At 44.8% G+C, this 24,051-nt stretch carries 19 protein-coding genes and 1 pseudogene; 4 read left to right on the top strand and 16 right to left on the bottom strand.

The features are described 5' to 3' along the window. The first annotated feature begins 134 nt into the window (after nucleotides 1-134). The gene (locus I2F54_RS00250) at nucleotides 135-560 is read left to right on the top strand and encodes a DUF3836 domain-containing protein (protein ID WP_009121961.1); all 426 of its coding nucleotides are present in this window, start codon (nucleotides 135-137) and stop codon (nucleotides 558-560) included. A 274-nt stretch (nucleotides 561-834) separates the two neighbouring features. Next, the gene (gene mutS, locus I2F54_RS00245; protein ID WP_338083433.1) at nucleotides 835-3,450 is read left to right on the top strand and encodes a DNA mismatch repair protein MutS; all 2,616 of its coding nucleotides are present in this window, start codon (nucleotides 835-837) and stop codon (nucleotides 3,448-3,450) included. A gap of 165 nt (nucleotides 3,451-3,615) precedes the next feature. Here mutS and lgt read toward each other — a convergent pair whose 3' ends face one another. The 4 genes from lgt to I2F54_RS00225 all read right to left on the bottom strand — a co-directional run bounded on the left by lgt (nucleotide 3,616) and on the right by I2F54_RS00225 (nucleotide 7,417). Next, nucleotides 3,616-4,470: a prolipoprotein diacylglyceryl transferase gene (gene lgt / locus I2F54_RS00240; protein WP_039950833.1), complete on the bottom strand. Its 855-nt coding sequence runs from the start codon at nucleotides 4,468-4,470 to the stop codon at nucleotides 3,616-3,618. 188 nt (nucleotides 4,471-4,658) lie between these two features. Beyond that, a complete protein-coding gene (locus tag I2F54_RS00235) occupies nucleotides 4,659-5,603 on the bottom strand; it encodes a ketopantoate reductase family protein (protein ID WP_195500265.1) in 945 nt (314 codons plus the stop codon). 28 nt (nucleotides 5,604-5,631) lie between these two features. Further along, entirely contained in the window at nucleotides 5,632-6,735 is a 1,104-nt protein-coding gene (ychF, locus tag I2F54_RS00230) for a redox-regulated ATPase YchF (protein ID WP_009121956.1), read from the bottom strand. Nucleotides 6,736-6,790: 55 nt separating this feature from the next. Next, entirely contained in the window at nucleotides 6,791-7,417 is a 627-nt protein-coding gene (locus I2F54_RS00225; RefSeq protein ID WP_009121955.1) for an HD domain-containing protein, read from the bottom strand. Between the two features lie 366 nt (nucleotides 7,418-7,783). On the opposite strand from I2F54_RS00225, the gene I2F54_RS00220 reads away from it, so the two are divergent. Next, complete coding sequence (locus tag I2F54_RS00220; RefSeq protein WP_229097105.1) at nucleotides 7,784-8,755, top strand: alpha/beta hydrolase; 972 nt, start codon at nucleotides 7,784-7,786, stop codon at nucleotides 8,753-8,755. A gap of 243 nt (nucleotides 8,756-8,998) precedes the next feature. Here the strand turns inward: I2F54_RS00220 and I2F54_RS00215 are convergent, their stop codons facing one another. The 11 genes and pseudogenes from I2F54_RS00215 to rbsK all read right to left on the bottom strand — a co-directional run bounded on the left by I2F54_RS00215 (nucleotide 8,999) and on the right by rbsK (nucleotide 21,946). Next, the gene (locus I2F54_RS00215) at nucleotides 8,999-9,382 is read right to left on the bottom strand and encodes a DUF3836 domain-containing protein (protein ID WP_009121953.1); all 384 of its coding nucleotides are present in this window, start codon (nucleotides 9,380-9,382) and stop codon (nucleotides 8,999-9,001) included. A gap of 277 nt (nucleotides 9,383-9,659) precedes the next feature. Next, nucleotides 9,660-9,842: pseudogene (locus I2F54_RS00210) on the bottom strand (DNA polymerase); the annotation flags it as partial. Next, on the bottom strand, nucleotides 9,838-10,977 hold the full coding sequence (locus I2F54_RS00205; RefSeq protein WP_195500264.1) for a glycoside hydrolase family protein: 1,140 nt from the start codon (nucleotides 10,975-10,977) through the stop codon (nucleotides 9,838-9,840). The pseudogene I2F54_RS00210 and the gene I2F54_RS00205, both read right to left, overlap by 5 nt. Before the next feature lie 8 nt (nucleotides 10,978-10,985). Next, nucleotides 10,986-12,035, bottom strand: a complete 1,050-nt coding sequence (locus I2F54_RS00200; RefSeq protein ID WP_195500263.1) for a nucleoside hydrolase — start codon at nucleotides 12,033-12,035, stop codon at nucleotides 10,986-10,988. An 18-nt stretch (nucleotides 12,036-12,053) separates the two neighbouring features. After that, entirely contained in the window at nucleotides 12,054-13,244 is a 1,191-nt protein-coding gene (locus tag I2F54_RS00195; RefSeq protein WP_195500262.1) for a nucleoside hydrolase, read from the bottom strand. Further along, nucleotides 13,241-14,275 (bottom strand): glycoside hydrolase family protein, encoded by a 1,035-nt coding sequence (locus tag I2F54_RS00190; protein ID WP_195500261.1) that lies wholly within the window; start codon nucleotides 14,273-14,275, stop codon nucleotides 13,241-13,243. Before I2F54_RS00190 ends, I2F54_RS00195 begins: the two co-directional genes overlap by 4 nt. A 30-nt stretch (nucleotides 14,276-14,305) precedes the next feature. Beyond that, complete coding sequence (locus tag I2F54_RS00185) at nucleotides 14,306-15,292, bottom strand: BACON domain-containing protein (protein ID WP_087412227.1); 987 nt, start codon at nucleotides 15,290-15,292, stop codon at nucleotides 14,306-14,308. A 17-nt stretch (nucleotides 15,293-15,309) separates the two neighbouring features. Next, nucleotides 15,310-16,878, bottom strand: a complete 1,569-nt coding sequence (locus tag I2F54_RS00180) for a RagB/SusD family nutrient uptake outer membrane protein (RefSeq protein ID WP_118466863.1) — start codon at nucleotides 16,876-16,878, stop codon at nucleotides 15,310-15,312. Nucleotides 16,879-16,889: 11 nt separating this feature from the next. Next, complete coding sequence (locus I2F54_RS00175) at nucleotides 16,890-19,889, bottom strand: SusC/RagA family TonB-linked outer membrane protein (protein ID WP_195500260.1); 3,000 nt, start codon at nucleotides 19,887-19,889, stop codon at nucleotides 16,890-16,892. Nucleotides 19,890-20,008: 119 nt separating this feature from the next. Next, a complete protein-coding gene (locus tag I2F54_RS00170) occupies nucleotides 20,009-21,013 on the bottom strand; it encodes a GRP family sugar transporter (RefSeq protein WP_087412230.1) in 1,005 nt (334 codons plus the stop codon). Between the two features lie 24 nt (nucleotides 21,014-21,037). Next, complete coding sequence (gene rbsK, locus I2F54_RS00165; protein ID WP_195500259.1) at nucleotides 21,038-21,946, bottom strand: ribokinase; 909 nt, start codon at nucleotides 21,944-21,946, stop codon at nucleotides 21,038-21,040. A 308-nt stretch (nucleotides 21,947-22,254) separates the two neighbouring features. On the opposite strand from rbsK, the gene I2F54_RS00160 reads away from it, so the two are divergent. After that, nucleotides 22,255-23,784 (top strand): hypothetical protein, encoded by a 1,530-nt coding sequence (locus I2F54_RS00160; RefSeq protein ID WP_195500258.1) that lies wholly within the window; start codon nucleotides 22,255-22,257, stop codon nucleotides 23,782-23,784. Between the two features lie 81 nt (nucleotides 23,785-23,865). Here the strand turns inward: I2F54_RS00160 and I2F54_RS00155 are convergent. Continuing rightward, nucleotides 23,866-24,051 (bottom strand): DNA polymerase (locus I2F54_RS00155; RefSeq protein ID WP_195500257.1); only part of this gene is annotated, 186 nt, incomplete at its 5' end.

The raw sequence follows: 24,051 nt of genomic DNA, 5'->3' as shown, positions 1-24,051 counted from the left end.
CTTTGTTTTAGATAATCGTTGATTTTCAGCTGTTTATAAGTTTGGCACAGCAATTGACTATATATAGCCGAAGGCGCTCGGCAAAGAAAGCCTGAATAACTCAAACTAATAATAACAATAAAAACATAACGATTATGAAGACAAATGTAATTCTTAAGGCAGTGGTAATGGTAGCGGTAGTAATGGCAAGCGTATTAAACTTCTCTGCGAATGCAATGAATCCTACGGATTACGTAAAGAACGAGGAAATGAGCGGCGAACTGGTAACAGCCCGGACAATCTTCCGTAATGAGGATGGTTATTTATTCCGTCACCTGCGTTATACTTATGGCTATGACAATGAGAATCGTGTAATCAGCAAAGAAGCTTCCAAATGGGACAGTGTAAAAGAAGCGTGGGTTCCTTACTTCAAGCTGGATATCGAATATACGGGTGATGAGGTTTCTTTGAGCTATGCTCGTTGGAACTCCAAGGACAATGCTTACAATGATAATATTGAAACCAGCGTTTACGAACTGAATCACAATGACGCTACTTTGATGCTGGCAAGTGTGAAATGAGACATACAGGCATAAAAAAAGGAGTACCGCTGTACTCCAACCTTTGTTAACCTTAAATCTAATACTATGAAAAACACATTGCAAAGGTACGGACTTTTGGGAAATCTCCAAATAAAACAAATAAAAAAGTGTGTTTTATAACACGTTTTAGCAAAAATACCCACTTTGTTAAGGCTTACTAAGGATTTAAACCCTCTACATACGTATTTTCTAAAAAAGGATTATCTTTGTCCTGCTTAATCAAATTACATTAAAACTCTAAACAGATACCGCTGTGAACGAAGATATTGTCCTTACCCCGATGATGAAACAGTTCCTTGATTTGAAGGCGAAACATCCCGATGCCGTCATGCTGTTTCGTTGTGGCGACTTCTATGAGACTTATTCCACCGATGCTATTGTAGCTTCTGAAATTTTAGGCATTACCCTGACAAAGCGTGCCAATGGCAAAGGGAAAACGATTGAAATGGCCGGTTTTCCTCATCATGCGCTCGATACGTATCTGCCCAAGCTGATACGTGCAGGCAAGCGCGTAGCCATTTGCGACCAGCTGGAAGACCCGAAGCTCACCAAGAAACTGGTGAAACGCGGTATCACCGAGTTGGTAACACCGGGTGTGTCCATTAACGACAACGTACTGAATTACCGGGAAAACAACTTCCTTGCCGCCGTTCACTTCGGTAAAGGCGCTTGCGGCGTGGCATTTCTGGACATCTCTACGGGTGAGTTCCTGACCGCCGAAGGGCCTTTCGACTATGTGGACAAGCTGTTGAATAACTTTGCTCCGAAAGAAGTGCTTTTTGAACGTGGCCGTCGGGGAATGTTTGAGGGTAACTTCGGTAGCAAGTTCTTTACATTCGAGCTGGAAGACTGGGTATTTACGGAAACCACCGCCCGCGAGAAGCTGCTGAAACACTTTGAAGTAAAGAATTTGAAAGGATTCGGCGTGGAACACCTCAAGAACGGTATCATTGCTTCGGGGGCTGTCTTGCAGTACCTCATTCTGACGCAGCATACGCAGATAGGGCATATCACTTCGCTGGCACGCATAGAAGAAGACAAATACGTCCGCCTGGATAAGTTTACGGTGCGCAGCCTGGAGCTGATGGGCAGTATGAACGACGGCGGCAGCAGCCTGTTGAACGTGATAGACAAAACTATCAGTCCGATGGGAGCCCGTCTGTTGAAGCGCTGGATGGTGTTCCCCCTGAAAGATGTGCAGCCCATTAATGAGCGATTGAACGTAGTGGAGTATTTCTTCCGCCAACCCGACTTCAAGGAACTGATTGAAGAGCAGCTGCATTTGATAGGTGACCTGGAACGTATCATCTCCAAAGTAGCCGTGGGGCGTGTCTCTCCTCGTGAGGTGGTTGCCTTGAAAGTAGCCTTGCAGGCAATCGAGCCCATTAAGGAAGCCTGTATGGGTGCCGATAACGCCAGTCTGAACCACATTGGCGGGCAACTGGACATCTGCCGCGCCATTCGTGACCGCATCGATAAGGAAATCAACAACGATCCCCCGTTGCTCATCAATAAAGGCGGCGTGATAAAATCCGGCGTGAATGCCGAGCTGGACGAGTTGCGTCAGATAGCTTATTCCGGTAAGGACTATCTTTTGAAGGTACAGCAGCGGGAGAGTGAACAGACGGGGATTCCCAGCTTGAAGATAGGTTATAACAATGTGTTCGGTTACTATATCGAAGTGCGCAACGTGCACAAAGATAAAGTGCCGCAAGAATGGATTCGCAAGCAGACGCTGGTCAATGCCGAACGCTACATTACGCAGGAATTGAAAGAGTACGAAGAGAAGATACTCGGCGCTGAGGACAAAATACTGGTACTGGAAACACAGCTTTACACAGAGCTGGTACAATCGCTGAACAAGTTCATTTCCGCCATTCAGATTGACGCGAACCAGATAGCGCGTCTGGACTGTCTGCTTTCCTTTGCCACCGCGGCCCGCGAAAACAATTATATCCGTCCCGTAATCTCCGACGACGAAGTGCTGGAAATACGCCAGGGACGTCATCCGGTCATCGAGAAGCAGCTTCCGATAGGCGAGAAGTACATAGCGAACGATGTAATGCTGGACAGCAGCACGCAGCAGATAATCATCATCACCGGTCCCAATATGGCGGGTAAGTCGGCGTTGCTCCGTCAGACCGCTTTGATTACGCTTATGGCGCAAATCGGCAGCTTCGTTCCGGCCGAAAGCGCGCATATCGGTTTGGTGGACAAGATATTTACCCGTGTGGGAGCCAGCGACAATATCTCCGTAGGCGAGTCTACGTTTATGGTGGAGATGAACGAGGCGGCGGACATATTGAACAACCTTTCTTCCCGGAGTCTGGTGCTCTTCGACGAATTGGGGCGCGGTACTTCTACTTACGACGGTATTTCCATTGCGTGGGCCATTGTGGAGTATATCCACGAACATCCGCGCGCCAAGGCGCGCACGCTCTTCGCCACGCACTACCATGAGCTGAATGAGATGGAAAAGTCCTTCAAGCGCATCAAGAACTATAACGTGTCGGTGAAGGAAGTCGACAATAAGGTCATTTTCCTGCGCAAATTGGAACGCGGCGGCAGTGAGCACTCCTTCGGTATCCATGTAGCCAAAATGGCCGGTATGCCCAAAAGCATTGTGAAACGCGCCGACGATATCTTGAAGCAGCTTGAGACGGATAATCGTCAGCAAGGTATATCGGGCAAGCCGATGGCCGAGGTGGGAGAGACGCGCGGCGGTATGCAGCTCAGCTTCTTCCAGCTTGACGACCCGATATTATGCCAGATACGCGACGAAATACTGAATCTCGATGTCAACAACCTGACGCCGCTCGAAGCGTTGAATAAGCTGAATGACATTAAACGGATAGTTAAAGGAAAGTAGCCTGCGATATAGATTCTGTTTCAAAGGATGGAACGAAGTGTTCCCCTGTGGGGAACAAAGTGTTTCGCCCGGTGGAACAAGAAGTTTCAAGGCATGGAACTTTCAGTTTCCTCAGGTGGAACTGCCGGTTTCATGCCTTGAAACTTTTTTAGTGTTGCGGGGATGTTATTTTCCTGCCGTTTTCTTACCGTAGAAGAACATGAAGTAAACTCCGATAAGTATGAACGGAATACTGAGCCACTGTCCCATATTCAGCGCCATTGTCCTTTCAAAATCCACCTGGTCTTCTTTCAGGAACTCGATGAAGAAGCGGAATACGAATATTTCTGTCAGGCAAAGGCCGAAGAAGAAGCCGCGGTGATAGGGTAGGGAAGCTTTCTCCCGCTTCTGCTGCCCGCGCTTGTATAGGTAGACCATGCCCAGGAAGAAGATGAAATAGGCGATTGCCTCGTAGAGCTGCGCCGGATGGCGGGGCAGCATGTCTACCCGCTCAAAGACGAACGCCCAGGGTACATCGGTCGGCTGGCCGATAATCTCGGAGTTCATCAGGTTGGCAAGGCGGATGAAGCAGGCGGTGATAGGCGTGGCCACGGCTATCATGTCCAGCACGTCCATATAGTGCATCTTTGTTTTGCGGCAGTACATCCAGAGGGCGATAATCAGTCCCAGCGTACCGCCGTGACTGGCAAGTCCTTCGTATCCCGTCCATTTCCAGCCGCCGTCCGGAAGGAACTTCACGGGGAGTATCATTTCCCAGAAATGGTTCAGGTAATAATCCGGCTGATAGAACAGGCAGTGTCCTAATCTCGCTCCTATCAGGATGCCGAAGAAGCAGTAGAAGAACAGCGGCTCGAATGTCTTTTCGTCGATTTTCCGGTCGCGGTATTGGCGGTGTACTATTACGTAGGCAAGAGCGATACCGACAACCCATAACAGGCCGTAATATCGGATTGGAAGGCTGCCGAAAAGGTTGAACAGTTCCGGGTTGGGATTCCAGTTGATGGAGAGGAGAGTCAGCATATTCATAAGTAGTAAAAATTAGTAAGTAAATGTTGAAATTCGGCTTATATCAAGGCTGTCTGTCATTCAGCGCGCAGCGAAGAACCTTTTTTCTTTTTCTCCCGTTTCCCCTTACATCAGAAGAGGAGATTCCGCGCTACGCTCCGGGTGATAAAAACAGTATGGGACAATTAAGCGAAGGTATAAAATTATTTGAATTTCTCCGCTACCATTCTGTATGTGGGGATGTCAATTCCCTGTTCCTCGGCTGCCGTAATCATGTCGAAAAGTAATCCCTGCACTTCGCTTTGATGCCCGCGCGCTATGTCTTTTTGCATGGAAGCGGTGCTTTCGGGGGCAAGTTTGTCGATGACCTTGAGGTTGTACTCTACGATGTCTTCCTTGAAGTCAATGCCCAGTTTCCGTCCCAGTGCGGCGCTTTCCTGTGAAAGTCCGATGAAGGTGTCGCGTACTTTTCCGGGTTTCTGTACTTCGCCCATAGGCACGTCGTAATAAGCGCCGGTTACGGCCATAGCCGAGATGAAAGACCATTTTACGAAAGTGTCGCGGTTGATGTCGGGAGATATTTCCGCCTTGATGCCGCTTTCCTGTAAGTCTTGTTGAATGGCTTCCAATGTTTCACGGGAAACAACGGTGTCTTTGTGGGCTCCGTAAACCAGACGGAATATTTTTCCCATCTGTGTGATTTCGCCTTTGCCGGAAACGAATCCTACGATGTAGATGCAACCGTCCAGTACCGTAACGCCGGGAACCAGCCGCTGGATGCGAGGCCCTGTGCCGTAGACGTTCAGAATGGGGATTACCACCGTATCTTTGTGCGCGGCGCGTTTGATTAGTTCCGTAATGGAGTCTACGGAATAGCCTTTGACGCATACGAAGATAACGTCTGCCTTGCAGTCGGCTGACGAGGAAGCGAGAGCGGCGTATTCCTCCGCTGTATAAGCGGGTATCTTCAGGGTTTGCTCGCCTTTTAAGTCGGAATGTAACCGCAGGCCGTACTCGCGTATAGCGGCAAGGTGCTCGCCGCGTGCGATGCAAGTAACGTCTTTTCCTGCCAATGCGAGAAAACCTGCAATGCTTCCGCCCACGCCGCCTGTGCCTGCGATGAGGTACTTCAGATTGTTATTTGTCATTTGTAGTGTATTAGTCTGGCTCATGTCTTTATACGTTGAATCGGAAGTGCATGATGTCTCCGTCCTGCACTACATATTCCTTGCCTTCCACACCCAGTTTTCCGGCTTCGCGCACGGCGGCTTCACTGCCGTATTTGATGTAGTCTTCGTACTTGATGACTTCCGCGCGGATAAAACCTTTCTCAAAGTCGGTGTGGATAACGCCGGCGCATTGCGGGGCTTTCCAGCCTTTGCGATAGGTCCATGCTTTTACTTCCATTTCGCCGGCGGTGATGAACGTTTCGAGGTTCAGCAGGCTGTAGATGGCTTTAATCAGTCTGTTGCAGCCGCTTTCTTTCAGGCCGAGGTCTTCGAGGAACATTTGCTTTTCTTCGTAAGTTTCCAGTTCGGCAATGTCGGCCTCGGTCTGTGCGGAGATGATGATGAGCTCGGCGTCTTCGCCTTTGATGGCTTCGCGCACTTGCTCTACGTATTGGTTGCCGTCGGCGGCGCTGGTGTCGTCTACGTTGCAGACGTAGAGTACCGGTTTCGTTGTGAGCAGGAACATCTGCTTGGCGCACTGTTCTTCATCGTCGTTCTGAGGTATTACGGTGCGGGCGCTCTGTCCTTGTTCCAGCGCGTCTTTGTAGCGGAGCAGGAGTTCGTACTCTACCTTCGCCATTTTGTCTCCGCCTACTTTGGCTATCTTTTCCACGCGCTTGATGCGGTTTTCCACCGTATCGAGGTCTTTCAGCTGGAGCTCGGTATCGATGATTTCCTTGTCGCGTACAGGGTCTACGCTACCGTCCACGTGTACGATATTGCCGTTGTCGAAGCAGCGCAGTACGTGGATGATGGCGTCGCACTCGCGGATGTTGCCCAGAAACTGATTACCCAGTCCTTCACCTTTGCTGGCGCCTTTCACCAGTCCGGCAATATCGACAATATCGCATACGGCGGGCACGATACGTCCCGGATGAACGATTTCGGCGAGTTTGGTCAGTCGCTCGTCGGGTACGGATACCTGTCCCATTTGGGCGTCGATGGTACAAAAAGGAAAGTTTGCCGCCTGTGCTTTTGCGCTGGACAGGCAGTTGAAAAGAGTGGATTTCCCTACGTTGGGCAGTCCCACTATACCTGCTTTTAATGCCATAAGTATATCTTGTTTTTTAATTATTATTCAGCTAATTGGCTGCAAAGATAGTCTTTTATCTTTTCTCTTCTTCGAACATTTGGTGAAAAATGCTTCTTAGGCGTATCTCATCCGCTATGATGGTTTGCAGCTCTTTCAGTCGTCCGGCGTTCTTTGAGTCGGGAAACCAGAGCTTCAGATAGCCGCCGGGAGCGTATTTCTCCATCAGATGTTTGTGGAAACGTTGGTAGTGCCATGCTTCGTCCGCCGTAGGATTTTGTTTCAATCCGTATTGTACGGTACGGCGCAGGGTGATGTCAGCGTCGATGATGCGGTCGGCTTCGGCTACGATTTTACCGTAGATGCTGCGTGGCTCATGGTCGGTGGATGCCCGGTGGTCTTCTACGGCTTCACGCATAATCTTTATCTCTGCTTTGTCGAACCATTGCAGAAGGTTGGCGTCTGCCGCTATGATTTCTCCCGAAACGAGGTGATGCGTGGCACGGTCGCGGCACAGTCCTGTGTCGTGATAGGCCGCTATGGTGTAGACAAGACGTTCGTCCGCTTGGGGGTAGAGTTTGGCGAGAGCGAGGCTTTCGTCGATGACTGTCTGTACGTGCGAGAGGTTATGAGCCTTGTCAAAGTGTTCATATCGGGGAATGATTTCTGTTTCGATGTAGCGGATAAGTGTCTGGGGTATCATGTTTCTATATTCTTGCTCAAGAATACAAAATTAGTGATTTATATGGATTCAGCCACAACCCGGATAGCAGATAATATAACCTCAACCACAGATTTACGGTAATCTTTCCTTCGAATATGTAATTTGGGTTATAATATCCGTAATCTATCTACCATGCCATGATATGCTTTCCGCTACTTTTGTATTCAAAAGTCCAGCAGTCCCCGTCGTGGTGGCAATTCGGACACGCTTTGATAACATAAAATCCGACTAACAATGAATACCAAAATCTTCAAATCGGCAGTTATTACCTCCTTCATAAGTTCCTGTATGCTTATGGGATGTAATAGTAACAGAACAAACGATGAGACAAGTTCTGCCAATCAAATGAATACACTTAATCTGACTTCAGAATGGGACAAGACTTTTCCAAAAAGCGACAAAGTAAACCATAGTAAGATAACTTTCCATAATCGTTATGGCATCACGCTGGCGGCAGACCTTTACACGCCCGTAAATGCCTCAGGGAAACTTCCGGCAATCGCTGTCAGCGGACCGTTCGGAGCTGTCAAAGAACAGTCTTCCGGATTGTATGCCCAACAGCTTGCCGAAAGAGGTTTCCTTACCATCGCTTTTGATCCCTCATATACCGGAGAAAGCGGAGGAGAACCGCGCTATGTGGCTTCTCCCGATATTAACACGGAAGATTTTAGTGCAGCCGTTGATTGCCTGATGAACCGTGAGGATGTAGATTCCGAAAAAATCGGTATCTTAGGTATCTGCGGTTGGGGAGGAATAGCTATACAGGCAGCTATCAACGACCCACGCATAAAAGCTACTGTGGCATCTACCATGTATGACATGACACGCGTAAATGCCAACGGATATTTTGACTCTGAAAACACGGCAGAACAACGTAATTTCAAACGTGCGGCCATGGTTGCGCAGCGTACCGAAGATTATAAGAGCGGCTTTTACAAATCGGGAGGTGGAGTTGTCAGTCCTCTCCCTGACGATGCGCCCCGGTTCGTGAAAGACTATTACGCTTACTACAAAACTCCACGTGGCTATCACAAACGTTCGCTCAATTCAAATAACGGCTGGAACGTCACCTCCAATCTTCCTTTTCTTAATTTCAAATTCTTTGACTATGCCGATGAATTGGAAAGCGCGGTGATGATTGTACATGGCGACAAAGCGCATTCGTTCTATTTCGGTAAAGATACGTATGCCCTTTTGAAAGGCGATAATAAGGAGTTTGTCGTTGTCGCAGGCGCAAACCATACAGATTTGTATGATGGACTTAGCGTAATCCCTTTCGATAAGATAGAAAGTTTCTTCAATGAAAATCTGAAATAAACCAAAGGGAGAAAATCGTTGTGCCGTACAAGACGGTATGCGGCGAATTTATCCTTTATTTATAGAGTGTGATGCACTTGTTATGGCACCACCATCCTAATTTCACAAAGCCTGCCGTTTCTCTCTTATGAAGGCGGAAATACAAAAAGAGCCGGAATACATTTGTATTCCGGCTCTTTAGTTTATAGAAAGGTTTTGGGTTATTGTTAGCAACTAAAGTGTATTTAAGAGAGAATGAATAGATTACATGTTAGGGTTGTCCATTGTCACCGTCATCTCAGGGATGAGGATGTATGTATTCTTTTTGTTGTTCCATTTATAATAGGTGGTGGTAACCGATTTACCCTGATAAGCATAACGGATACACATATCATTGGTCCATGTATTCTTTACGGCATTCCATTTCAGTGCCTCGTTTTCTGTCATGCGGTTCTGGTCGTCATACTTATAATTGTACTTCATATAGTTGGCAAGCGTGCTGCCGTCCATCTTATAAACTGTTTCAGCAACCTTCACTCCATTCACTTCTTCCGAATTGTAAATAAGGTTACTTTTGTTGTCTGCCGATGCGCTCATTCCACACACAAAAAGAAAAGAGAATAAAATCAAAGTTTTTAAAGTTTTCATGGCTTTATGTTTTTAGAGTTGTACTTGCTATTTTCTATCAATATGTCATTGATTACGCTGCAAATGTACGTAATAAATTGACATAAATAAAATAATAGGGATTTATTTTATCAATATGTCAGATTGTACGGAGGGGATATGCTTTCTTTTTGGAAAGATTAATTAATAAAAAATATCCGGCAGTGAGGATGCCGGATATTCTGGTGAGCAAACTGTATTTTAAAGCGATTACTTCTGTTGCTTTCTGATTGTAAGTTAAATAAAGTTATAGAACGGATCAGTGTGCTTCCAACCAGTTCTTTCCCCAACCGCAATCGGCTTTCAGGGGTACCAGCATGCGATATGCCCGTTCCATCTCTTCGATTACAATTTTCTGTATAATCTCTTTTTCTGCCTCGGGAACGCTGAAATTCAGTTCGTCATGGACCTGTAAAATCATCTTTGCTTTCAGATTGTTACTTTATTACTTTGCTTTTCCAGATATGGTACGTCCACTCCGCATGGCTGCTGCCCGAAGGTTGTACATCGGGGGCTGCCTTGCTGACCGTAAAATAGAATTCCGGTTCTTCCCAGTCTTGTAAGTGGCCGAAATTATCCCTCAGCAAAGTGGCATTGTGGTTTCTTGGATAGCCGGTATCATTCGGGGTGATCCGGTAAATCGGTGTCCAGCTACCTCTTTGATTGGTGAAGTCAGAAAGGTTCATGTAGTCTATTTCCAATGAAGAATTCAGGTAATTGGGATAATCACTGGGCATAGGCTGTACCGGACGTATCATGACGATTTTATCCGCATCCTTGTCAATTGCAAATTCCGAGTTGCAGGTATAATCCTGTGACTGGTTGTCAATGGCTTTTAAACCTGTCTGTACAATTGTTTGCGGGGTACTGATGGAATATGTATCCATATTACTAAAATCTGCTTCGGCCCAGACGATGCGTGTACCACCGATATCACCTACGGTATATGTCAGCAGTAGCTTACCTTTTCCGTCCAAAGATACGACAGAAGGCTGGCCTACTCCCCATGACTTACCGCCTCCACCTATTTCCTGGTCACCTTCGCTCGACCATGTTTTCTTCACAATCTGTTGCGGATACTTCACCCAGCTATCTGCATCAAGGTCGTTGCTGAACGCGACACCGATTTCATTGTAATATACCCCGTACATATTACTCAGGAAGAACATGGCATACTTGTAGGTAGTATTCTTCCAAGCGAAGCTACCTTTGATAACAGAAGGGTCACAGGTATGGTGATCGTCCCATGAACCTGATACACCAGGCTGCAATACACTTTTGGCAGCAGTCTGTGTACCATCCGGGTTGATCTTGATATGGAAGATATTATCGACCATGATCAGGTTTTCCGGATTGCCGCAGAAGTATAGGTGAACTGTCCCATCAGCTTGTTTCAAGGCACTTGGGCAGTAAGAGTACTTGCTTTGGCCTTGGAAACCGAATACGAATTCCGGTTTTGTGATGGTTACGGTAGGTGTAGGTATTGGAGGGTCTATCGGAGGGGTTTCTCCGGGGTCGGTGTCCGAGCAGGAACACATGAGCCATAAACTTATGAAACCCAATAGATATTTAGTCATAATGCTTATTATTTATTGAAGTGAGCCGGTTGCTTGGTCAGTAACTGGACGAAATGTTGTTTGATATTCTCAGCCTGAATGGAATCTATTGTCAGGTAGTAACGGTTTCCTATGGCATCGGGAGTAAATTCAGTAGCACCTTGGTCCGTTACGTTTATTTTACCTGCCGGAGAAACGCTGAAATAGGACGGACCTTCAACAGAATACAATACGGAAGTCAGGTCCCATGTAGGACGGTCGTAAGGCATCTGCTGGTAGCTTTTATATGCTTCTACCATTGGGTGCATAGGAGCCCATCCAAAATCGTTTTCAATGCTGTTGCTGGGATAGTTGATGGCGATACCTACTTCGAAAGGAGAGGTCACCAGTGTGGTAGGCCATTCGGAGAATATCTTCTTTGCCGCCGGAATGTCTTTAACTACGTTGTATTCAAACAGGTTGGGATTGTTGAAGCAACCTGCCATGGTACACAGCAGTTTTACTTTTTGGGCAACAAGCTCTTTTCCGGTCAGCGGAGATACATCGTCAGCCGGAGTATCCAACAGGCGTGCAAGGTTCGTGGAGAAACCTACGGAGATGATGGTAACGGAACTGTCCGGTTGTTGTACCAATAGCTTACGATAGAGGGCAGGTGCTTCCGGCAGTTGGTTATAGTCACCTTTCAGTGAGCGCTTGAAAGCCGGTTCACCGTTATCCTTCTGGATGAGGCATACGGCTTTGGCATAGTTTGTAGCATCGTTCTCACAGTCGGCTCCGTTGTGTATGATTCCGATAGGGATTTGAGGATAGCCGTACCAGGTATTCATGATGTCGGTGTATTCGGCCGGATAGATTCCTTCTTTGTTGATGGTGATGCCTAATAAGTCGATATCTCCTGCGTCCAGATACTTGTAAAGCATATCCAGTGCCAGTGCATCGTCCACGTCGTTACCTATATCCGTTTCCAGAATAATTTTGGGTACATTCGGGGTGACTTCCGCAGTTTGTTGTTTCTTGGAAGTGCAGCTTGATAGAGCCAATACTAACAAGCCAATCAAATAAAGTTTGCTTTTTTTCATGACGGTATATTTAAAAAATTAGTGACTGGGTGAAATGGATATATAGAGTTCGGGAATCACCTGTTGGAGTGCTTTCTCGTTCTCGTCAAGGTCCGGACGATAGTAAATCTCTTTATCGGAGGACTTATCGGTGTATGAAAACTGGAATCGTCCGTCGTCTCTTATCTCATCAAGGTTACAGCGGCGCAGTTCGTTTACTACAATGCGGTCGCCTTTGTTGCTTTTCCCTTCTTTGACGAGGCGGTATTCTCCGGTGGGAGTGCAAATGATCTCCCTTTGTGTTGCTTTCAGCCAGATGGCACTTTCCCATACGTGGAATGGACGGGGGTAGCGGTTGAGGTCTATATCAACCGGATAGTCGGTATTCATGGCACGGAGGAAGTCATATTGCAGTTTCTGGGTGAAAGCAAAATCAAGATACCGTTGCAATTGGGGATTCATCTTTCGGATAAAATCCATATCGGGTAGTTTCCAGTAGGTATTGTTACAGTCTTTTACGAAGCCTCCGTCTTTGCCTGCACACGGATAGATGGCTACGGGTAAATCTGATTTCAATATTCTGTTGAAAGCGAACACGTCCAGTGCTACATTCCACTCACCGCCCGGAATAGCATTTGCCCCTGCATCGCTTCCCAATTCATGGTTCTTGCTTGCTGTCCCGGCACTCAGATGAATTTTGTGTATCTTCTGTTTCATCAGCTTTGGGGCACGGTTGTAGGCAACTGCCAGTATCCTTGCCGAACCGAATGACAATACTTCTACGGGTTCTTTACTCTTTTTCAGAACTTCCAGCAGTATATCGATTGCTTCCTGCTCATAGCCTGGCAGATACTCCATCCGGTCTTCTTCCGATTTCATCATGGATAGCGGACCAATGCCATAAGGTATCCTTTTGTTGAAGATATAACTTAATTGTTCCACAGGGATAATTCCGGCTTCCCTCGGACCACGCGGGTCTTTCCACAGGGTGGGATGGTCGGCGGTATCTTTCCTGAATGCGTCTGTGATGTCCAATAAGACGGCTTTCAGGTCTACATCGGGCAGTCCGAAGCCCATAATGAGGTCCATGTTATCTCCCGGGTCCTGATACGGATGATACAAGTCGGTGATTACTACTACGGGAATCTTTTTGTATTGCCCTGATGCCTTCCCACAGGGGAAGGCAAGAATAAGAGCAATGCATACTATTTGCAGAATTGTTTTATTCATTTGAAATAGTTTTTGAGATTAAACGTAGCCGAATACAGGTCGTATGACCATAGCCAGTTTTCGCCTGTCATGGCGGGAGTGAAGTACATCACCAGTTCATCGTCATTAAGCATGTAACCTTTCGTATCCGTCAGGATACCCGGATTGTGATTTCTCGGGAATCCTGTTTCTTCCGGTCCTGCATGGCCTATTTCAATCCATCCGTCTTCTTCGGTGAAGAAACCTTCTGTTCTTGGTTTGTATGCCAGCCGGCAGACATCCCCTACCCAGGTCGGTATCTCCTTGATGGGGGATACACGGGTTTCCGAAACCATGTATATATTCTTATTGGACATGGCAGGATAGCTGTTACCGCCGATGAATGGAACTTTCCGCTCTTCGCCCAGTACGATGTTATCCAGATCGTTCAACTTAATCTCACGCATACAGAAAGGTCTGTTTTCGGTGGTTGAGGTATAGAATAACAGGATGGTCGTAGAGTCTTTGACGATTGTTGTACTTTGCCCTACACCCCATTTGGTGGTATCTTCGTAAGCCACCAGCGGATTCCGGTCGAACTTGATATACGGGCCTTCGATGTTCTTGGAAATGGCCAGTCCTATCTGGTTGTGATTACAGTCCCAGCGGTCTACGCCCAGATAGGTCATAATCCAGTTGTAAGTTTCTCCTTTATAAGTCGTTTTAAACTCACGTACGTCCGGGTCGCAGATGTGGCAGTTATCCCAACCTGTTTCGGAAGGTTCGATGATCTGTGTGCCGGGTTGCCATACATAGCCTTTTTCCGTGGGGATTCCTTTGTATAGATAAACATAGTCCACAATCTTGAACGGATCACGATTCTCACATACAAAGCCGTACCGGATGCCGTACTGGTCTTCTATGATACTCGGAGCATAGTTATAATGCCCGGCACCGCCGCTGAATTCATACCGGATTTGCGGTGTGAGTGCCTGCGGTTCATTGCCGTCATTGCCCTTACAACCCAAGAGTGTGAGCAAGGCAAGGTATATATAGGTCTTATAGCTGTTCATCTCCTTAGATTTAGTTCGTTAATAATAAAATCAATCCTCGACTTGTATGTTTTTGACGGGCCGGATCATGGCTGCACGTGCTTTTTGTCCGTCGCCCCAACCCCATGTGTCGCGGTAACCGCCGGAATCTCCCAATGACATGCCGCCGTGGGTAGGACTTAATGAATTTCCGCTGCGAACGGCGCAGAGCCAGGTGCGGTCCATCATTCCGGTTTCATTTCTCCAACCGCTTTGGGGCAGGAAGAGGCAACCGAGTTGTTTCAGGTTATCTTTAGTGGCACGTTTGGCAGTAGCCTCGTCAACACCGATAATGATACCGTCGGTTTTAAATCCGGTCTGGGCTGCTGTAACCCATGTTGCTCCTTTTTCCCAGAGAGCTGCCATCTCTTCCGTGGTAGGTACACGCCAGCCTTCGGGAGAAGGGTCGTTTTCGGTAGTCCAGTTGGTGCCGTCGTTTGTATAGCTGGAAGGCCAGTTAGCCGGTGCCGGATCGTCCTGCGGGCCAGCCGGATAACCTACTTTGCGGTTGAACTGATATAGTTGTCCTATATCATCGGGAGAGGTTGCGAAAGTTCCCGGAGTGCCTACATTCTTGGTAGACCATACAAGGCCGTTTATCAGCACTTCGTCTTCACCCAGTACCATTGTTTCCTGCAATACCTTTGATTTTAATATCCGGGTACCGGAGCTTACTTCAACGATAACCGAACGGTTCTTTACAAAAGAGGTGGTCGGCTTTACAGTAACGGTGATTACTTTTCTGCCGCTTCCTGATGTTTCACTCAGTGTGCACCAGCCCTGGGCTGAGCTATTGGAATTGGTCAGTTCGGCTGTCCACGACTCATTGCCGTTGACCGTCAGTTCATAAGTTCCGCCATCAGCGCTTACAGGTATGGCTACCGGGAATATGGCGAACTCATTGGGATTGCTTTCGATGACATAATCGGAATCGTTTCCGCATCCCCATAATGTCAGCAGTATAATGACTGCTCCTATTAAGTATTTTGTATTGATCATAGCTCAAATGTCTTCAATTAGTATTGGTCATTCTGGTTCAAATTCGGATTGTTGTCCACTTCGCTTTGTGGGATTGGCATGCGGATGGATTTATCGATTATAAAGTTATTGAAGTCGCTGTCGCGTGCTTTCAATTCGTCCAATGTGGCCTGGTCGTTGATGCCCCAACGTTTCAGGTCGACCCAACGCACGCACTCCATGGCAAGCTCCAGGGCGCGTTCTATCTTCAGGTGTTCACGGAAAGCATCCTTGTTGGTGCTGATCTGGGAACCGTTGTAGTATTTGCTATCCTCTATTTTGGGCAGATTGACACGGTTGCGTACGCGGTTGAGGCATTCAATGGCTTTTGAAGGCGGTGTGGCATTCAGTTCGTTGAGTGCTTCGGCATACAGTAACAGCATATCAGCATAACGCAAGGAACGGAAATTATTATCATTCCAATAATACAGTGGGGAGGCATCTGTGCTATATTTCTTGATGAAGACGCGGTTACCCCAGTCGCTGTTCCATGGAGAGCCGTATATCAACTGGTTGGGATATTCGGGGAAGTCGGAAGCTGCACCGTCATACCATAGTGTGTAGAACAAGCGGGAATCGTTCTTTCCATCCGTTGTTTGTTCGCGCTTGTAGTAGTCCACCAGCCAGCGCCTTGCTTCAATGTTGTTCCAGCCAATTCCGGTAGGAGCCTGGTTCATTTCAATCTGTGTACCCAGTTGTGCATTCGGATCCAGGTAGTTGTCTGTCTGGTCGAAGCCCACCTTGTTGGTCAGAGAGAAGTGAATCTCATACAGTGACTCTTTGTTATCTTCCGTATAGTTGCTGAAGTTGTCAGCCCAATTGGGTACCAGTGTGTAGTAGTTCTTTCCTTCGCCATCAACAAGCCATTCGAGGCATCTTTTGGCATCCTCCCATTTGTGATGCTGTGCATAAGCTTTGGCCAATAATCCGTAGGCGGCGCCTTTCGTTGGGCGGCCGTAGTTATTGGCGTCACGTGTGGAAGGGAGCTTGGTGATGGCATCTTCCAGGTCTTCTTCTATCTGGGTTAAGATTTCATCGGCAGTGGCCTGCATAGGCTTATCGGCGGCTGAAGAAGTGCTTAACACGAGAGGTACATTGTCCCACAAGGCAGTAAGATAGAAGTAATAGAAAGCACGTAGGAACTTAGTTTGTCCAATGAGGTCATCCCTGTGTGTTTCATTGCTGAACGGTACATTGCCAATGTTGTCCAGTACCTGGTTGGCACGGAAAATGGCTGTATAGTGTTCCCGCCATATCTTGGCGTTGACTTCTGAAAAGTTATAATCGGTAAAGATGAACTTGGTGTACTCGTTCAATTCGGTCCATCCGGCATAACTTACGCCTTCGTCCGCCATACCTATCATCTGTGTATAGATATTACGTGTCCAGGTTCCCTGACGGTAGAACATCCCGTATACGGCTACTACACCGGCTTCAACGTCAGATTCCGTCTTCCAGTATACGCCTGTACTCAGGGTATTTTCATTTTGCAGATCGAGCAAAGAAGGGTCGCACGACGTAAATAATGCCGTGACACCGCATAATATATAAAGAGCTATTTTTTTCATTTCAGCAGTATTTAGAAGGTGAATGATAATGCAAACTGAACAGCGCGTGGGTTAGGGAATGAACAATAATCTGCTCCCATAGTGAAGATGCCGCTGTCTGCAAATTCAGGATCCAGACCGGAGTATCCGGTAAAGGTCACCAGGTTCTGTAAAGTAACCGATGCACGGAGTCTTTCCAATCCGATCTTCTTAATGTAACGGGTAGGTACTGTATAGCCTAACGTAATATCGCTCAGGCGGAAGAATGAACCGTTTTCCAACCAGCGGTCCTGATCGCTTCGACTGTTGCGGGAGTCTCCGTATACAATACGTGGACGGTCGTTGACCGGGTGCTCTTGTGTCCAAGGGATAATACCGTTGAAGTTGTTCTGATTGTTGGTAAAGTCACCGGCTGCTGATGCCGAACCGTTCCATACTTTCTGTCCGAAGCGACCGTAACCGTTGATGTTCAGGTCGAAGCCTTTGTAGGATGCACCGAGACTTATTCCTAATTCAAGTTTGGGCCAGGGGCTGCCTACTATCTGACGGTCTTCGGATGATATGTTACCGTCGCCGTTATAGTCGTCATACTTAATATCACCCGGCAAAGCATTAGGTTGTATGATCTTACCTTCTGAGTTTACGTAGTTCCGTACTTCTTCTTCTGACTGGAAGATACCATTCATCTTGTAGAGATACCACATACCGAGCGGTTCACCAATTACAGTTTTGGCAAGAGTCGTATTGTAGACTGTTTGTCCGTATCCCAAATCAAGTACTTTATTCTTAATATGCGAAATGTTCAGTGAAGCGGAGTAAGCAAAGTCGCGAATCTGATCGTTCCAGCCGATTTCCATTTCGAATCCTTTATTTTCCAGGCTGCCGGCATTCACGGCAGGTGCACCACCTTCATTACCCGAACTCATCAGGATGGGGAGGTAAACCAAGAGGTCTTTACTCTTTGAATAGAAATACTCAGCACTTAAACGGAAACGGTTATTGAATGCAACCAGGTCGAAACCGACGTTAGCGGTTGTCTTCTTCTCCCAAACCAGGTCGTTGTTGGTTAATTGAGATTGAGTCATACCAATCAATATGTTTTCCGGGCTTCCGAATACGGCACGCGGAGCTGTGTTGATGGTGGACTGGTAATCCCAATAACCGATACTACTGTTACCGAGAGTACCGTAATTGGCACGTATTTTCAGGTCATCAATCCAGGGTACATTGAAGAACTTCTCGCCACTGATGCGCCAGCCCAATGAAACGGAAAGGAAGTTTCCCCAGCGGTCATTCTTAGGTAGGCGGGAAGTACCGTCACGACGGGCTGTTACTTGTGCCAGGTATTTGTCGGCATAGGAGTAGTTGATACGTCCGAGATAGGATATCAATGCTGATTCGCCATAGCTACCGCCTGCGGTGGTATTTCCGGTGGCAGCATCCAGAGATGTGATGTACTTGTCGCCTATCATCAATGGATCGAGTTTGGTAATCCAACGCTTTTCTTCGTGGAACTTATTGTAAGTGATACCAAACAGCGCATTCACATCATGTTTACCGAATTTATGCTTAAAATTGTAGGTTTGCTCAATCAGTATATCATGATTCTTGGCACTATCGTAACCCAAGCTTGCTGCATCATCTCCTTGTCCCATTGTCCAGTTTCCTTTTTTACGTAATGAGTTCGTAATGCCCATATAACTTTTGTAAGCAACATTTAGTTTGGCATCAAACATACCGAAAAAAGAGAGTTGTCCGTATATATTCCCAGTTAGATACTCTTCTTCATTATTTTGTATATATAAATCTTGCATAGCTATAGGATTTAGTCCATAAGAATTGGCATGGTCTACATCGCCATATCCGTATCCTCCGGCATGTGATTCGTCATATACTGGGATGGTGGGGGGCATACCGATAAAATCACTCCAAGGATTTCCGTTTAGTATTTTTCGGTCTGATTTAGTATAATAGAAATTCTCGCCATATGAAAAAATACCTTTTTGTCCACTAGTGTTGATACGGAAACCGTATTTGTCGTAACCAGTACGATAGAGAGCACCATCATCAACCATACGATTTAGAGATGCGTAGTACTTTATTGTTTTGGAGCCACCAGAGAGTGAAACATTATAGTTCTGTAACATACCTGTATCTAACATCTCGTCTTGCCAATCTGTATTTCCATCGTAATGATTTTGGCGTTTTGTGATATCTGCAACTCCTGCTAGAATAGCTTCATCATAGGCCCGATCATCGTAAATTCTGTAAGTTTCCGCATCCATTAGGTCATAGCGAGGTAACCAGCTCAGCGTTAATTGGGAATCGAACTTTACTTTTAGTTCACCTTCTTTACCTTGTTTGGTAGTGATGATTACAACTCCATTGGCTGCACGAGAGCCATAAATAGCTGCTGAAGAGGCATCTTTTAATATTTGGATAGATTCGATATCTTCTATATTGACACCTAAATCATTGCCACCATAGGCGCCATCGATAATAAATAGTGGATTATTGTTAGTGAGGCTGCCTAGTCCGCGAATATTGATAGTAGCACTAGAGCCCGGTTGTCCGCTACTTGTAATTTTTACGCCGGAAGTAAGTCCACGCATGGCTTCTACGACATTGCCTGAAATACGTTCGGTTAGAGCATCTTCTTTCACAGTAGAGATAGAACCAAGGAGGTCTTTCTTTTTAACAGAACCATAACCAATTACAACTACTTCATCCAATATTTTATTTTCAGGTTCTAACACAATGTTAATGGTGTGGTTAGTTCCTACTTTTACTTTCTGAATAGCAAATCCGATAAAGCTGAATTCGAGGATAGCACCTTGATTTACTCTTATTTCATATCTACCGTTGATGTCGGTGGTGGTTCCAAAGGTACGGTTACCGTCCTTCGCCAGAATGGATACTCCGGGAAGGCTTTCCCCGGTATTATCGTTTACAGTACCTGTGACGCTGACTTGTGCGTACAAATTGAGCGAGCACATGCATAGACAGAATACTATTATTTGAATCGGTCTCATGTATTAAAATTTTAGAGGTTGAACGAAAAATATATTTTAGTTCAGGCAATTCTCTTCTCCTTTTTCACTCCGTGAGAAGTAGAAAAAGAAAGCGTTTATTAATAAGAGTGAGGAGCCGGTTAATTGGCTCCGGAGATGATAATTGCTCCTAAACCGGATATAAACAGAACGAACATACAAGCCAGAAGAATATTTACCGCGCGGGAAGAACCTTTGAATTCTTTCCAGATAAATATGCCCCATAGGGCTGCGATCATGGGTGCTCCTTGTCCTAATGCGTAAGAGATAGCTGCACCGGCTTTTCCTGCTGCAATATAACTGAGAGCCGTACCCAATCCCCAAATAGCTCCTCCCAGCACTCCGACCATGTGTGTGCTGAACTTGCCTTGGAAATACTCCTTATAGCTCACGGGAGTACCTACAAACGGTTTTTTCATCACGATGGTATTGATAATGAAATTACTTATGAAGATACCTATTGCGAATATAAAGAATGCTGAATACGGAGTAGCCATTGTGGGGGTAGGTGACTCAAAATTGTTCAAGTCCATGGCGGCAGCAACAAACCGATAGAAGAAAGACATCAGTATACCGGCTATAATGGCAATGATAATCCCTTTCTTATTGATGCTGCTTCCTTTCTGATTCATCTTTCCGGCAGCTATGGCATTAAATATGATAGCCAATACGACGAGTGCCACACCACTGAACAGGATTACTGCATCGCCTTTAGGTTCACCGAAATAATTGACGAAAACACCTAATACCAAGGCTATGCCGACTCCTAACGGGAATGCTACCGTAAGCCCTGCCATAGAGACGGAAGCTGATAAAAGGATGTTGGACAGATTGAATATGACGCCCCCTGCAAAAGCACTTGCATAGTTCTCCATACTGATCTGCTTCAAATCTTCAACAAAACCGCGTCCGGCATCTCCCGTGCTGCCCAGGGTGAAACCTAAGAGGAGAGAGAAGGCAAGGATACCGATTACGTAATCCCAGTAGAACAATTCGTAACGCCAGGTTTTCCCGGCAAGTTTCTGTGTATTACCCCACGAACCCCAACAGAGCATCGTGACAACGCAGAAAATAACTGCTAATGAATAACTGTCGACTATAAACATGGTATTAGATTTTAAAATTACTATTTATAAAACATCAATTTCTTTACGATAGGGTAGGGAAGGCTGGGCTCCCATTCGGGTCACAGTGATGGACGCACATTTATTTGCGAATTTAACTGCATCCAACACATTTACATCTTCGGATAAAGCAACGCACAATGCACCACAGAAAGTATCTCCCGCTGCTGTTGTGTCTACGGCTTTGACTTTGGGTACGGGTACTTCATGGAATGTATCTTTTTCTTTAATCAATGCTCCTTTGGAACCAAGGGTGATAACTACGATGTCCACTCCTTTGGCACTGATGATATCCGCAGCCTTGCGTGCGCTTTCCCAATCGGTTACTTTGATACCTGAGAGGATTTCAGCTTCCGTTTCATTGGGGATAATCATGTACAGGTTCTGTAGTAGTTTATTGGAGAGTGCACGGGCAGGTGCAGGGTTCAGTATCACCTTGATGCCTTGTTCGCTGGCTATCTGGGCGGCATACTCCACTGTTTCAATAGGGATTTCCAATTGCATCAGCAGGATATCGCCTTTTTCTATGGTAGGCTGTGCCTTCCGGATGTCTTCGGGACTCAATGAACCATTGGCTCCGGAAGCGATGGCAATGCTGTTTTCTCCGTTCATATCCACCATAATTAATGCTACGCCCGAGGGGAGTGTGGGGTCTGAATAGATATTTTCAACATGGATACCTTCGTCTTCGTACTGTTCTATGGAACGTTTGCCGAACAAGTCATTTCCGGTTTTGGCTATGAAATGCACATTTCCTTTCAATCTGGCAGCGGCTACAGCCTGGTTGGCTCCTTTGCCTCCGGGATTCATCATGAAACTACCGCCTATGATTGTTTCTCCTGGTACAGGAAGACGGTCAGCTTTGATGACCATATCCGTATTACAACTGCCTATTACAATGATATCTTTGCTCATGGTTACTTTATTAGTTTTAAGATTGAATAATTGAATATTGTGCTTTCTTTTTCTATTTCAAAAGTATATGATACTTAGTATATAAGCAAACAAAAAATAATTATTTTTAATACTAGTAAATTAGATGTATTTATAAATTTATTTAATTAAATAGTTGATATACAGTTTATAATATTGGTATATTACTATAAAATATTATATTTGTAATATTGATACTCTCTATATTATTACATTTAAATATTACTTATTTTCATTTTTTTCTTTACCTTGCTATCGCAAAAATGTATGTCAAAAAATATGCTAATACTATGTTAAAGTCGAAATCACTTATTCAGTTGGTTAATAATCTTACAAAACAAGAGAAAAAAGAGTTTTCTTTGTATATTTCCAATAAATCAGAAAAAGATTATATCTTTCTTTTTAGGTTAATTGATGATAAAAAGATTAGTGATCCTGAAGAATTGAAAAAATCTTTTCTTACTGCTAAACCTACCTCTTCATTTAATACGGTTGTTATCTATTTGTTTGATTTGCTAATCAGTATATTGACTCGTATACGAACAGAACAAGATAGTTATTATCTCTTATTCAATGAATTATTGCATGCGAGGGTTTTGTATGAGAAATCTATGTATAAGGAATGTTTTCATGTATTGAGGAAAGTAAAAGAAAAAGCGATTTATTACGAAAATAACTTTGCATTATTAGTAGCTCAAAGGTTGGAATTGAATTATCTTCTGACATTGGATTTTGAGAATGTGGATGAACAAAAATTATTGAATAAACAATATAAGATGAATAATACATTAAAAAATATTCGTCAGTTGAATGAACAATCTTCATTATATGAATTGTTAAAATATAGGATGATAAACAAGGGGGCGTCACGATCTTTGAAAGAAACCCAAGATTTAGATGATTTGGTAACTAGTGAAATAAGTATTGTAGCAAGTGCAGGTATTGAAAACTTTGAGATAAAAAAGAATCATCAGTTATTCCAAGCTAATTACTTTATTACAGTAGGAGATTATAAAGCAGCGTTTAATTCATTTGTAGAATTAAATAAGCTTTTTGAAGAGAATAGTCACTTATGGAATAATCCTCCGGTCTATTACTTAATGACAGTAGAAGGTATGCTGGAAAGCTTACGTATCATGCATAATTACGAGGGTATGGATTATTTTATTGAAAAGTTAACAAAGTTGTCCTCACCATCATCCAGTTTTCAGTTAAATGTAACGTATGTGATCTTTATTTATCGACTATTTTCATTTATTGATGTAGGTAACTTTAAGAGAGCAGGAATATGGATTGATGAATATCAAGTATCATTAATTGATAAAATATTATTATTGAAGGAACAACAACAGGCAGAGATGTCATTGTATATTGCTTTAACTCATTTGGGGAATGAAGAGTATAGGAAAGCTAGAAAACGATTAAGTACAGCCATTGGCAGAGGCCATTTATATTCTCTTCCGTTATTTCGTACTATTAGAATTGTAAATGTTATGATTCATTACGAGCTAGGAGATGTAGACTATATTCAATCTGAAATTCGTTCTATTAAGCGGGAAATGTCTAAGAATAAGGGATATAATTTGAAAGTGGAATCTTTTTTACTCAAATTTTTGAATTACTCTTTTGCAGATAAAAATCGAAAAAAACGAGTGGAAATATGGAAAAATGTAGAAGAGGAAGTTCATGCTTTGTATGAAGATAAGTATGAAATTCAAATTTTGCGGAGATTTGATTTTACAGCATGGGTTAAGGCTAAGATATTTAATCTCTCTTTAGGGGATGTCTTAAGTGAAAAGTGTGACTCAGCTTATAAATAATTATTTGAAAAGATGATTAGACACACAATAGAAAACTAAAGCATAGCAAAGTGGTCTATTATGTGTCTAATATTAAGTAGATCAGTGTGCTTCCAACCAGTTCTTTCCCCAACCGCAATCGGCTTTCAGGGGTACCAGCATGCGATATGCCCGCTCCATCTCTTCGATTACAATTTTCTGTATAATCTCTTTTTCTGCCTCGGGAACGCTGAAATTCAGTTCGTCATGGACCTGTAAAATCATCTTTGCTTTCAGATTGTTACTTTG

This window comes from Bacteroides clarus (assembly GCF_015555825.1).
Taxonomy (GTDB): Bacteria; Bacteroidota; Bacteroidia; order Bacteroidales; family Bacteroidaceae; genus Bacteroides; species Bacteroides clarus.
The sequence above is the reverse complement of the archived record's forward strand: the minus strand, read 5'-3'. Positions and strand labels throughout refer to the sequence as shown.

Excerpts from the sequence above, each read along its gene's own strand:
- I2F54_RS00250 (WP_009121961.1), top strand. The coding sequence starts at position 135 with ATGAAGACAAATGTAATTCTTAAGGCAGTGGTAATGGTAGCGGTAGTA.
- lgt (WP_039950833.1), bottom strand. The coding sequence starts at position 4,470 with ATGCTGACTCTCCTCTCCATCAACTGGAATCCCAACCCGGAACTGTTC.
- I2F54_RS00235 (WP_195500265.1), bottom strand. The coding sequence starts at position 5,603 with ATGACAAATAACAATCTGAAGTACCTCATCGCAGGCACAGGCGGCGTG.
- ychF (WP_009121956.1), bottom strand. The coding sequence starts at position 6,735 with ATGGCATTAAAAGCAGGTATAGTGGGACTGCCCAACGTAGGGAAATCC.
- I2F54_RS00225 (WP_009121955.1), bottom strand. The coding sequence starts at position 7,417 with ATGATACCCCAGACACTTATCCGCTACATCGAAACAGAAATCATTCCC.
- I2F54_RS00220 (WP_229097105.1), top strand. The coding sequence starts at position 7,784 with ATGAATACACTTAATCTGACTTCAGAATGGGACAAGACTTTTCCAAAA.
- I2F54_RS00215 (WP_009121953.1), bottom strand. The coding sequence starts at position 9,382 with ATGAAAACTTTAAAAACTTTGATTTTATTCTCTTTTCTTTTTGTGTGT.
- I2F54_RS00205 (WP_195500264.1), bottom strand. The coding sequence starts at position 10,977 with ATGACTAAATATCTATTGGGTTTCATAAGTTTATGGCTCATGTGTTCC.
- I2F54_RS00200 (WP_195500263.1), bottom strand. The coding sequence starts at position 12,035 with ATGAAAAAAAGCAAACTTTATTTGATTGGCTTGTTAGTATTGGCTCTA.
- I2F54_RS00195 (WP_195500262.1), bottom strand. The coding sequence starts at position 13,244 with ATGAATAAAACAATTCTGCAAATAGTATGCATTGCTCTTATTCTTGCC.
- I2F54_RS00190 (WP_195500261.1), bottom strand. The coding sequence starts at position 14,275 with ATGAACAGCTATAAGACCTATATATACCTTGCCTTGCTCACACTCTTG.
- I2F54_RS00185 (WP_087412227.1), bottom strand. The coding sequence starts at position 15,292 with ATGATCAATACAAAATACTTAATAGGAGCAGTCATTATACTGCTGACA.
- I2F54_RS00180 (WP_118466863.1), bottom strand. The coding sequence starts at position 16,878 with ATGAAAAAAATAGCTCTTTATATATTATGCGGTGTCACGGCATTATTT.
- I2F54_RS00175 (WP_195500260.1), bottom strand. The coding sequence starts at position 19,889 with ATGAGACCGATTCAAATAATAGTATTCTGTCTATGCATGTGCTCGCTC.
- I2F54_RS00170 (WP_087412230.1), bottom strand. The coding sequence starts at position 21,013 with ATGTTTATAGTCGACAGTTATTCATTAGCAGTTATTTTCTGCGTTGTC.
- rbsK (WP_195500259.1), bottom strand. The coding sequence starts at position 21,946 with ATGAGCAAAGATATCATTGTAATAGGCAGTTGTAATACGGATATGGTC.
- I2F54_RS00160 (WP_195500258.1), top strand. The coding sequence starts at position 22,255 with ATGTTAAAGTCGAAATCACTTATTCAGTTGGTTAATAATCTTACAAAA.